Here is a 10,340-nt window from a genome sequence, read left to right as displayed (position 1 = left end):
ATTCAAAACTCTATCAGCTCCTTCAGGTTCGCGATGGTTTTTTCCCCAATCCCGCTTACTCTCTCCAAGTCCTCATATGAACGAAAGGGGCCGAAACTGGCTCGGAATTCGACTATTCTTTTGGCAATAACCGGTCCTACGCCCGGAAGTCCACAAAGAACCTCCTCATCAGCAGTATTAACGTTCACCTTCAAGGAACCTGATTGCTTGTCGCTTCCAACAAGAGGAACAATGCTAGCGAGAATCTCTGAGAGAATTGAGGGGCCGATACCCGGTACTTTCAGAAGGTCGTCTGAGGTCCTGAACGATCCGTTTTTTTCTCTAAACTCGACTATTGCCTTTGCTTTCGCCTCCCCAATACCCGGAATATCTTGCAGTGACAATACGTCTGCCTTGTTTATGTCGATTAGGGTGTTTACATCTGCAAGAGTGGTAGCGGAACCCGCAACAGTCACCATTTTCCTGAAATTGCTTAACGTCTTCTCTCCGATACCCCTAACCTGGAGAATATCTTCGACAGAACCGAACTGACCCACCGAGGTTCTGTAATCGATAATAGCTCTTGCTTTTGCCGGACCAATTCCTGGGAGTAGCTCAAGCTCCCTCTCTGTACACGAATTCAAGTCGATCGGAAAACTAACAGACTCCGTCTGATCGAAATTTTGTTCGGTGCTTTCCGTCCCGGTGTGCCCCATGACTGCCACAAAACCCATCAAGACAAGAATTACAACCGAACCAATTATCTGAAGCTCTTTGACAGTTAACTTCCTCATCTAAGCTGCCTCGGAAATCTGTCCGTGATATTCCATCCCGTTATCCTCTGTAAAGACTGGACATCAACTTCTGAGGAATAATTCCGAGCCGCATTGGCATCCGGAAATACTCCCAGTATAGCTGCGTAGAAGGTTCTTCCATCAGTTGTTATTGATTTGTATACAAAGGCAGGATAACCGGCACTTCTGAGATCCATGACCTGAGGCGCAATGCCGTCAGATACTGTATGAGAAACAAGCTGAATTCCATAAGCGGTTTTTGAGTCATAAAGACCGGTAAGTGGGTTTTCACCAAGAAACATAACACCAAATTGATCACCCACACGGGTGATAAAATACTTACCTAATCCCTTTTCTACACAAAGTTTGAACGCCGTTCCTTCTTCCACAACCACATAGCCGAACTCAGAGCCTTCAGCCAAGAAATCGAAGGAATTTGTTATTAGCCTTCGGTAATCGAAAGTCTCAAGGAAGAAGTTTTGAGTCTCGGGAACTGAGATCGCCTCCCTAATTATCTGTGTACCTGTCGGAATTTCAACGGGATTTTCTGATACTTCTGGTTGATCGGTTGAAGGGGTAAAAACCGAGCTTCGAATCTCTTCTATTACGAGCTTCGCTCTACGGTTTTCCTCTCGAAGCAGAATTGCATAGCCTCCTAAGATAAAAACAATGGCAGATAGTCCGAGAACAACTACAATCAATGTCTTCAAGACATAGTCATGTGATTCTTCGCTCATGCAAAACTCTCCAATCCTCTCCACGTTTTCTCTCTAATGAACCTTTCAAATGATGAATACCCGACAAAATAAGTTCTGTCTAGACTACCGTCGGGCGTACTGATTTTCAGACCACCCTTTTGTTCAATCAGATCGACCAAGGACGATAAATCAATTCTCAAGGGCCAGTTTCTGTTCCACAGCTGCCTCACTAAACCGAAAAAAACCTCCGAGCTTTTAACGTCATTGTTACTGAATTCCCTGGCGAGCCGCAGTTCTACCATTGCGCCGAGAATCACTGCTGCCCTATTTCCGGCTCTGAGTCTCGAAGCAGTTTCGATGAGTCCTGCAGTTTCCGCTCCAACAAATGGTTTCTTGAGCTCAATTCCCTTCAAATAGGCTTTTACAGAAGAGAAAACAATATCATCCCATTGCTCTTCAGTAATCTCTTTTCCAGAAGCCACAAGGTTTGAAATGTATCTGAATAATCTCATATCGAAAGAAAGGGCAACTAGTAAAGGAAAGAGTAGATCACTTCTCAATGAATCAAGATATTCTTTATAGCTTATCGAAGAATCAATAAACACTCTGTCGGGAATGCCATTTTCGCAGAGAAGATCCTTGACAAACTCAAAATTCAACTTGAATCCGTTAATAGCGGGCATAATCTGACCAACGGTGGTCGTTGGAAAAAGGAAGAGTTTTTCCACTTCTGTATGGCCTGCACACGCGTATCCTACCAGATCTATAATTGAACCTCCACCAATTGCAGTAACGGCTTTACATCTTGACACTCTAACCAGCTGATAAATCTCGAACACCCTGTCGATAGACTTAATATGCTCTCCGCCAGGCATTAAGTATTCAGACTTCAAATTTCCCGCAAAAGACTTCTTGAACCCTGAGTCAACTACTCTAATTGACTCAGGGAGCTTCTCAATCATATTCTTACCAAAGATGAGCTGACATCTTTCGGTCGATTCGCTCGTAAATGTAATTCTCTTCATTCCACTCCTTCTTCTGCAAGGCCCTTAAGAAGACGAACCGCATTCAAGACATCGTCATAGTCGACCATTTCGTGAGGAGAGTGCACATATCTGCATGGAATCGAGACGGTCCCCGATGCTATTCCTCTCCCAGTTGTCTGATAACCTCTTGCATCAGTACCTCCAAAAATCAGTACCTCATACTGAGTTGGAATTTCCTTCTCTTCAGCAACCTCTTTCAGTCTTGAGACAACCCTTGCAGAACTTACGCTTCCTCGATCCTTGATTTTTATCGTTGGACCTCCTCCAAGTTTGAAGCCCATTCTCTTAAAGGATTTGGGAGTGTCAGGGCCAGCTGTAACATCTATCGCAACAGCCATATCGGGCATAATATCGAATGCAGCGACACTGGCACCAACAATTCCGACTTCCTCCTGTACGGCAAAGACAAAATATACGTCATCTTTTGGTTTATCGAGCTCTTTCAATACCTGAATCATTATTGCGCAAGCAATTCTATCATCCATCGATTTGGAGACAATTCTCTTTCCAAGATCGACAAAGGTTGAATCATAGGTTCCGAAAGTACCAATCGGTGCCTTATTCTCTGCGTCCTTCTTGTCAATTGCACCAATATCTACAAAAACATGATCGTAGTCCAGGTTCTTTATAGTCTCTCCTAGTTCCTTTGCCGTCTCGCCTTCAACATCCACTACTCCCGAAGCGCCTGTCTCAAAGATCAATCTCGAACCTAGAAGCATGTACGGAGACAGTCCTCCAACTGAATCGACTCTCAAGAACCCGTTTGAGTCAATGTGAGTGACTACAACCCCAATTTCATCCATGTGTCCGTCAAGCAAAAGCTTTTTCCCACTACTTCCTTTTTTCATTGCAATAAGATTTCCTAAAGGATCTATCTTCATATCGTCAACATAAGGCTTAATCTCTTCGACTATCGCTTCTCTAATAGCGGATTCTCTGCCGCTTGGAGAACTAACAGTGACAAGCTTTTCGATCAGTTTCTTCATCTAGACAGCACCTTCCCTTCCTTAACCAGTATAGTTGCAAGTTCTACTACTTTAAGAAAATCGTTGACATTTATTACAGAAGTTGGTGAATGAATGTATCTTGAAGGCGTGGAAATGACTCCAGAAGGCACACCGGCCATTACTTTCGCAAGCCTTGCTGCGTCAGTTCCTCCCGCTATTCTGCTCTTATATTGAAACTCTATCGAATTGTTTTTTGCGGTTTCAACAATCGTGTCAAGGATCTTCTTGTCAAGAACCAAACCGCTATGAGCAAAAGTCAAAACGGGACCTTTTCCTAGACTTGTGGCCCATCTGTACTCGGGCAGCTCTGGGTTATCACCGGCTGTCGTATTCTCAAAGACAAGCGCAACATCGGGCTTGATTTGTTTGGCGGCGACTCCGCTTCCTCTTAAACCCACCTCTTCTTGAACGACCCATGCGAAATAAACATCGAAATCTACCGCTTTTTCGTCAAGGCTTTCAAGAACCCTCATCAATACTTCACAACCGGTTCTGTCGTCGAAAGACTTCGCGACTGCATAGTCCCCTATCTCTTTGTACGGAGTATCGAAAGAAACTGGATCTCCTATTCTGTGTTTTTCTGAAGCCTCTTCCTTCCTTGAATAGCCTAAGTAGATTTTCAGCTTGTTCATGTTAGGGGTTTTCAAAAGAGAAGAAGGGTCTTGAGTATGAATTGCCTCAAATCCTATGACTCCAGGTGTCAAATTCTCACCAACCAACACCTTTTTCCCAATCAGTACTCGAGGATCGACTCCCCCGATGTTAGTAAAAGATAGCGTACCATCTTCATTAATTTTTTTGACCATGAGACCAACTTCATCTGTGTGGGCTAGAAGCATAAGGCGTTTTGAGCTTTTTCCATTACCTTTTCTGACAGCGATCAGATTTCCAACCGTATCTGTCCAGACAGAGTCCACCTTTTCTTTGACAACTTCCATAATATATGAAGAAACCCTCTCCTCGAAACCGGAGATTCCCGGGAGTTCGCACAGTTCTTTCAACCGTTTGAGCTTCATATGTCCTCATCTCCTTTCAGCGAGACGAAGAAACCGGCAAGTAATCTTGCCGTACTTGCAATGTCACTAATCTGAACAACCTCAACTGGGGTATGCATATGCATTTCAGGAAGTGAAAGCAGAAGAGTCGGAATGCCGGTACCGGCTATCTGCACATTGTCAGCATCCGTCCCAGTTCGCCCAGACCCAAACTCATACTGAACCTTTATTTCGTTGTCCTTCGCGTAGTTGTTCAGTAACTCAAAATACTTCTTGTGGATGTTCGGACCTCCAACCGTCAAGGCCGGCCCCTTGCCAAGCTCTACATCATTCTCTTTATTATGATGAGTTACATCCATAGCAACTCCAAGATCTAATTCCAGAGCTTCTGCAGCTCCCTTTGCTCCAATAGCACCTACCTCTTCCCTCGTGGTAAAAACGAAGTAAACCGTGGGCGTTAAACTATACTTTGAAAGTTCTCTAGCAGTCTCTATACTTATAGCGGCACAAGCTCTATCATCCAACGCTTTGCCTGAAACCTTGCCATTCATCTCAAATGCAGAAAAATCTACTACCGCAAGATCTCCGACATCAATCTTCTCAAAATCTGGATTAATCGAAGCATCAATAAACAACTCGTCAAAAGAAGGGACCTCTCCTCTTGTCTCTTTGTTCTGAAGATGTGGAGCCAGCATGCCAATCACCCCGGCCCTTTCTTCTCCGTCTCTGCATTTAATCTTGACCTTCTGAGATATAAGAACTTTCGGATCTATTCCCCCCAGTTCTTCAAATCTCGCGAACCCTCTTTCGTCGATCTTTGAAATGACCAAAGACACCTCATCGACATGAGTGAATACTCCAATCCGCTTCTTGTCACCTTTCTTAACTGCGATTAGATTTCCAATCTCGTCAGTGTAGATTTCATCTACAAAGGGATCTATCGCCTCTTTAATTACTGAATGCACTTCACTTTCGTAGCCGACAGGTCCGAACGCATTGGAGAGATCTACTAACAATCTGGCTAGATTCAATTCGCCTCCCCCTTTACTTCAAACTTTACATTGTCTGCCTCTTCCACTATGATTCTTCCCGTTCTAACATGGGCAACGGCTGGACCATCAAAATGATCATATTCTTGAGTGATGAAGTTGCCTATTTGGATGAGCGACGGTTGTAAATCGATAGCCGCAATTACTCCAGTCTCGCCCTGGGAATAACCGGCTCTCAGAACTCCTTTCGCACTTCCGAATATCACTACGCTCCCTCCAGCTATTATTTCGGCGCCCGGATGAACGTTGCCAATAACAACTACATCAAAATTATGCACAACGATTTGACCAGATCTCAAATTTCGCCTAATAATCTGAGCTCCCCGAACTTCTGTGATCTTCTCTCTTACGAGATCATACTTCTGACCGACTTTGACGTCCTTTTGCTCCATGCTACCAACCAGGATGTCTTTAACATGAACGCCGAGATCACTGAGCAATGAGACGATTTTTACTATATCGTCGGGCTTACTTGTCTCTTGAGTAAGCATCAAAGAGATCTCATCTCCTTCAGAAAAAAAATCCTTTGCATCGGCGAACTTCTTCATGATGTCTTGCCTGAGTTCGTCAACGCTTCTGTAAGAATCAATTAGAAGTATCAGGCCCTTCTTAGTCATTCTGAAATCAATCGGCACAGTGATCACCCCTTTCTTCAAGATTCTATCACGAAAAAACTCTGTCCAAGGCGCACTGGAATTGAAAAAGTGGGCTGGATGAACTGTCAGAAATGCACATCGGCCTCTTGACCGCCGACGGTTTATAGTGTAATATAAAATACGTGCTTCGGCCCTCATCGTCTAGTGGCCTAGGACACTGGCCTTTCACGCCGGCGACCGGGGTTCAAATCCCCGTGAGGGCGCCAGTGGTGGAAGCGTAGCTCAGAGGAAGAGCGTCTGCCTTACAAGCAGAAGGCCACAGGTTCGATCCCTGTCGCTTCCACCAGATTGATGGCGAGGTAGCTCAGCAGGTAGAGCAGCGGACTGAAAATCCGTGTGTCGACGGTTCGATTCCGTCCCTTGCCACCAGGTAGTTTTATTCTTACGGATGTTTTTATGCTTGATATGTCCTCCGGGGCATATTTTTTTGAAGGTGTTTACTGTAAAGTAGCTGCTATAATGTAATTGTTTCCGGGGGTGAGAATGATAGAGAAGGTCGAGAGGCACAAATACATTATGAATCTACTTGAAGGTTCTTCTGTCCCTGTTAAGGGACAGTTTCTCGCCGACGAAACTGGTGTCAGCAGACAGATGATCGTGAAGGACATAGACGAACTGAGAAAAAATGGGTCGAGTATTGTCGCGACAACAAGGGGATACCTTCTCAGCAAAAGAAGGACCTTTAGAATGGTTGTATCGGTGAAACATGATGAAGAAGATATCTATGATGAACTCTCAGAAATCATTTCCGCCGGCGGCCATGTAGTTGATGTTAGCGTAATCCATGCAGTTTACGGAGAGCTAAAGGGCAAACTAGACCTTTCAACGATAGACGACCTTAACAGGTTCATAGCTGCTCTAAAAGCATCAAATGCAGTTCCTCTTCTCAGTCTTTCCAAAGATGGAGTTCATCTCCATACAATCGAGGCTGACTCTCAAGAGTCTTTAGAAAGAATTAGAAGCATTCTAAAAAGAAAGGGTTACTTGCTTACCTGAAGGAGGCTCTGATGAACATTGATGAAGTGATCCAAAAGTATATAACTAAGGGCAGGAGAACGCGCATGCTTCTACTGACTTCGCTGGAGTGGATGTTAGTAGCCGGAGGAGTTATGATTACCTCTTTGACACTTCCTTCAATCGTGGAAGATCTTGCCGGTACTACAGGCAGTCAGAATATGATGGCAAGTTCGGTATTCGTGGGAATGCTGCTCGGTGCGTTGTTTTCTGGAATTATATCAGACAGGTTCGGCAGGAAGTGGACAAATCTCATCTTATTGCTTATTGCCGGTCTTTCAACCGGGTTTACCGGCGTTTCGGTTTCAATGAGAACTTTCTCAGTTTGGAGATTTGTAGCTGGAATCGGTTATGGTGGTCTGCTTCCCGTAGTCAACGCATACCTTACTGAATTCTCATCGATAAGGATCCGAGGTTTATATCTCGCTCTTCTTGAATCGAGCTGGGCGGTTGGAAGCATAATCACCGGTGGATTTACCATGTTGACTTTGAACAGCCTTGGATGGCGGTGGTCCTTTTACTTTCTTGCATTATTCAGTGTACCACTCTTGCTAATTTCCTTCTTTCTTCCTGAAAGCCCTAAGTATCAGTTCATGAAAAAGGGCAAAGTCGCACTGGAGAAAATACTGGGAAAAGAAATTGATGAAGAGATAGAGATGCACAAACAGTCTAAGCAACCAATTCTTGGACTGTTCAGAAATGATCTGGCAAGAAGGACAATAATGATCTGGATCAGCTGGTTTTCCGTAAGTTTTGTCTATTATGGAATCTACACGTGGGCGCCAAAGATCTTTATGTCTAAAGGTCTGACGCCCGTCTCTTCTCTCTGGTATACCTTTTTCATGTTGATCATGCAACTGCCTGGCTATCTGACCGCAGTGATCCTCATTGAAAGAATTGGGAGAAAACCATCACTAACGTTCTTTTTTGGAGGAATGGCGGTTTCGTCAATCGTCATGGCACTGGTGAATAGTTCAGCTCTTCTTCTCGTTGCGAGCGTTTTGATTTCGCTCTTTGTGCTTGGAGCATGGGGAATGGTATACGCATATACACCCGAATTATATCCAACTGAAATGCGTGCGCTTGGAAACGGTGCATCTGGAGTGATGGCAAGAGCAGCTGGAATTGTCGCTCCCTTCTTCACGAATTTGGTTATGGGAGGTACAGGCAGCGTGTTTGTAGTGATGATATTCATGGCTGCCCTGAGTTTGTTTGCTGCGATAATCGTATCCAAAATGGGCGTTGAAACAAAACAGGCGATCATCGAGTGATAAGCAAGGAGCTAATCGACAGGATCATCATTGTTGGGGAGTGAACCAATAGTTGTCTTCTCGAGAAGAAGAATCTGTCTCAAATAGTCAGGATTACTGCTATTTATGATTTCTGAGCACTCGCGGCAGTTCTCTCTACTCCGAAGCAACCTGCCCATCTTTCGACATCGAAAACTTGTAATGAAGTAAATAAGGATGGACAAGATTCATCCAATTACTGAAATCTGTATCCACTCTAGTTATTGTCGAGTTGAATTTATAGCATCAATAATTGATTTCATCAAACCACTGAGATTGGTCATGTTGGCTTGTCACTTCGTTTACTGCTTTTATTCTTTTCATTATCGCAGTTTATGATCTGTTGGAGGGGTTCCAAATGAAGAAACGACTCGACAAATGTCCAAGCTGCGGTACAGACTTGCAGATAACTGAGTATGCCTATCAGAACTGCAAGGCAAAGATAATCGGATCATTTTCGCAGGGAGAACTTTCATCTTTGCCAGAAGAGCTTCTTGCGTTTTTGAAGGCCTTCATCAAGAACAGAAGGAATCTCTCAGAGTTTCGAAAAGAGTTAAATATTCCGTACTCTACAGCTAGAAGCAAAACTGGAATAACTGGTAACCGGTCCCGGATCCGGAGTTGCCAACCGTCAAGTTCGCAAAGCATCCAAAATAATCAAGAAGCTCGAAGAGTTGAACTAACAATGAAGAGGTCGCTCAGCTTCTGAACAACATGAAAAAGGGAAGATAATAGCAGATGGATTCATGCCAACAGAATTTGTTGTCAAGATGCTTCACATAGCACCGGCAGATGATAATTCTTCTCAAATTTTAGACCATAAGAGAGTTTGAAGATCATTATGCGAAAAATGGTATATTATTGTTGCTCGACAACTTCTGTAAAGGGGTGTCGCGAATGAAAATAGTTAGGACGCTCTTTCTGGTTCTGCTTATTGTCATTGCGGTTGCAGTTGTCAACGGAATTTTCAGTGTGACAATGGCGAGGATTTTTTTGAACAGGATTGAAAGAGAAGGTAGGTACTTGAAGGTCGGTGAGGAAGAGCTTTTTCTGAAGGTTCTCGGCGAAGGAAAACCGATGCTTATGATTCACGGATTTCCCGGATCGCATCTTGATTTTTCAGAACTGGCCAAGCTTCTCTCTTCAAATAGAAAAGTCTACCTAGTAGACCTCCCTGGATCAGGCTTATCTGAAGCGTCAAGCAAAGGAGACTACTCAAGAAAAGGATACGCAGAGCTTCTTGTAGATTTGATGAATCTTCTGAACATTGAAAAAGCAGATATAATAGGGCACTCCCTCGGAGGAGAGATCGCGCTCAACATCGGCTACTACTATTCAGAAAGAGTAGAGAATCTCATCCTTATAGATTCTTATGCATTCACCGAACAGAAACTCGTGCCTGATTTCATTTCTAGTAGCAAAGTGTTGACATGGATTGCAATGCGATTCTATTATCAGACCTATCCTGTTCAGAGGTATCTCTATACTAAAAGACTGGGAGACAAAAGTTACTTCGTCCATGAGGAGTTCGGAAAGTATTTTGCTCTCGTAGATCGTATGTCTATACAATTCCTTAGTGAGTTCATTAAGGACAGCGATGGCGGTTCTCTTTCAGGAATGCTTGGAGAAATCGATCTGAATGTATTAATAATCTGGGGAGAAAGGGATGAAATACTTCCTTTAGATTATGCAAAAAAGATTTCTGAAGAGATTCCTGGAAGTACTCTCAAGATAATTGAGGGAAGAGGACACGCTCCCTTCATCGACAAACCCGAAAGGGTGGCTGAAGAAATTCTCTCTTTCCTCGAATAAA

At 43.8% G+C, this 10,340-nt stretch carries 10 protein-coding genes and 3 tRNA genes; 6 read left to right on the top strand and 7 right to left on the bottom strand.

The window, feature by feature from the left end; all coding sequences use genetic code 11:
- Positions 1-2: 2 nt before the first annotated feature.
- The 7 genes from V513_RS05135 to minC are packed head-to-tail and all read right to left on the bottom strand — an operon-like array spanning position 3 to position 6,203.
- A complete protein-coding gene (locus V513_RS05135) occupies positions 3-773 on the bottom strand; it encodes a ComEA family DNA-binding protein (RefSeq protein ID WP_099771932.1) in 771 nt (256 codons plus the stop codon).
- Positions 770-1,510: an SPOR domain-containing protein gene (locus V513_RS05130; protein ID WP_014730349.1), complete on the bottom strand. Its 741-nt coding sequence runs from the start codon at positions 1,508-1,510 to the stop codon at positions 770-772. Before V513_RS05130 ends, V513_RS05135 begins: the two co-directional genes overlap by 4 nt.
- Positions 1,507-2,496 (bottom strand): 3-dehydroquinate synthase, encoded by a 990-nt coding sequence (locus V513_RS05125; protein ID WP_099771931.1) that lies wholly within the window; start codon positions 2,494-2,496, stop codon positions 1,507-1,509. The genes V513_RS05130 and V513_RS05125 overlap by 4 nt, the downstream gene beginning before the upstream one ends.
- Positions 2,493-3,503: a M42 family metallopeptidase gene (locus V513_RS05120; protein WP_099771930.1), complete on the bottom strand. Its 1,011-nt coding sequence runs from the start codon at positions 3,501-3,503 to the stop codon at positions 2,493-2,495. The genes V513_RS05125 and V513_RS05120 overlap by 4 nt, the downstream gene beginning before the upstream one ends.
- A complete protein-coding gene (locus tag V513_RS05115; protein WP_014730345.1) occupies positions 3,500-4,540 on the bottom strand; it encodes a M42 family metallopeptidase in 1,041 nt (346 codons plus the stop codon). The genes V513_RS05120 and V513_RS05115 overlap by 4 nt, the downstream gene beginning before the upstream one ends.
- Positions 4,537-5,550 (bottom strand): M20/M25/M40 family metallo-hydrolase, encoded by a 1,014-nt coding sequence (locus V513_RS05110; protein ID WP_099771929.1) that lies wholly within the window; start codon positions 5,548-5,550, stop codon positions 4,537-4,539. Before V513_RS05110 ends, V513_RS05115 begins: the two co-directional genes overlap by 4 nt.
- Positions 5,547-6,203 (bottom strand): septum site-determining protein MinC, encoded by a 657-nt coding sequence (gene minC, locus V513_RS05105; protein WP_014730343.1) that lies wholly within the window; start codon positions 6,201-6,203, stop codon positions 5,547-5,549. Before minC ends, V513_RS05110 begins: the two co-directional genes overlap by 4 nt.
- A 151-nt stretch (positions 6,204-6,354) precedes the next feature.
- Here minC and V513_RS05100 point away from each other — a divergent pair.
- The 6 genes from V513_RS05100 to V513_RS05070 all read left to right on the top strand — a co-directional run bounded on the left by V513_RS05100 (position 6,355) and on the right by V513_RS05070 (position 10,339).
- Positions 6,355-6,430, top strand: a tRNA-Glu gene (locus V513_RS05100).
- Positions 6,431-6,435: 5 nt separating this feature from the next.
- Positions 6,436-6,510 (top strand) — tRNA-Val (locus V513_RS05095).
- A 7-nt stretch (positions 6,511-6,517) separates the two neighbouring features.
- A tRNA-Phe gene (locus tag V513_RS05090) sits at positions 6,518-6,593 on the top strand.
- 114 nt (positions 6,594-6,707) lie between these two features.
- On the top strand, positions 6,708-7,220 hold the full coding sequence (locus V513_RS05085; RefSeq protein WP_099771927.1) for a transcription repressor NadR: 513 nt from the start codon (positions 6,708-6,710) through the stop codon (positions 7,218-7,220).
- An 11-nt stretch (positions 7,221-7,231) separates the two neighbouring features.
- Positions 7,232-8,509: an MFS transporter gene (locus V513_RS05080; RefSeq protein ID WP_099771926.1), complete on the top strand. Its 1,278-nt coding sequence runs from the start codon at positions 7,232-7,234 to the stop codon at positions 8,507-8,509.
- 915 nt (positions 8,510-9,424) lie between these two features.
- Positions 9,425-10,339 carry an alpha/beta fold hydrolase gene (locus V513_RS05070; RefSeq protein WP_014730339.1) on the top strand — a complete coding sequence of 305 codons (915 nt, stop codon included), beginning with the start codon at positions 9,425-9,427 and terminating at the stop codon, positions 10,337-10,339.
- The last annotated feature ends 1 nt before the right edge of the window (position 10,340 follow it).

Source organism: Mesotoga sp. H07.pep.5.3, assembly GCF_002752615.1.
GTDB classification, from domain to species: Bacteria; Thermotogota; Thermotogae; order Petrotogales; family Kosmotogaceae; genus Mesotoga; species Mesotoga prima.
This window is presented reverse-complemented; position numbering and strand designations above follow the sequence as displayed.

What these genes read in the sequence shown, in the direction of transcription:
- V513_RS05135 (WP_099771932.1), bottom strand. Translation starts at nt 773, where the DNA reads ATGAGGAAGTTAACTGTCAAAGAGCTTCAGATAATTGGTTCGGTTGTA.
- V513_RS05130 (WP_014730349.1), bottom strand. Translation starts at nt 1,510, where the DNA reads ATGAGCGAAGAATCACATGACTATGTCTTGAAGACATTGATTGTAGTT.
- V513_RS05125 (WP_099771931.1), bottom strand. Translation starts at nt 2,496, where the DNA reads ATGAAGAGAATTACATTTACGAGCGAATCGACCGAAAGATGTCAGCTC.
- V513_RS05120 (WP_099771930.1), bottom strand. Translation starts at nt 3,503, where the DNA reads ATGAAGAAACTGATCGAAAAGCTTGTCACTGTTAGTTCTCCAAGCGGC.
- V513_RS05115 (WP_014730345.1), bottom strand. Translation starts at nt 4,540, where the DNA reads ATGAAGCTCAAACGGTTGAAAGAACTGTGCGAACTCCCGGGAATCTCC.
- V513_RS05085 (WP_099771927.1), top strand. Translation starts at nt 6,708, where the DNA reads ATGATAGAGAAGGTCGAGAGGCACAAATACATTATGAATCTACTTGAA.
- V513_RS05080 (WP_099771926.1), top strand. Translation starts at nt 7,232, where the DNA reads ATGAACATTGATGAAGTGATCCAAAAGTATATAACTAAGGGCAGGAGA.
- V513_RS05070 (WP_014730339.1), top strand. Translation starts at nt 9,425, where the DNA reads ATGAAAATAGTTAGGACGCTCTTTCTGGTTCTGCTTATTGTCATTGCG.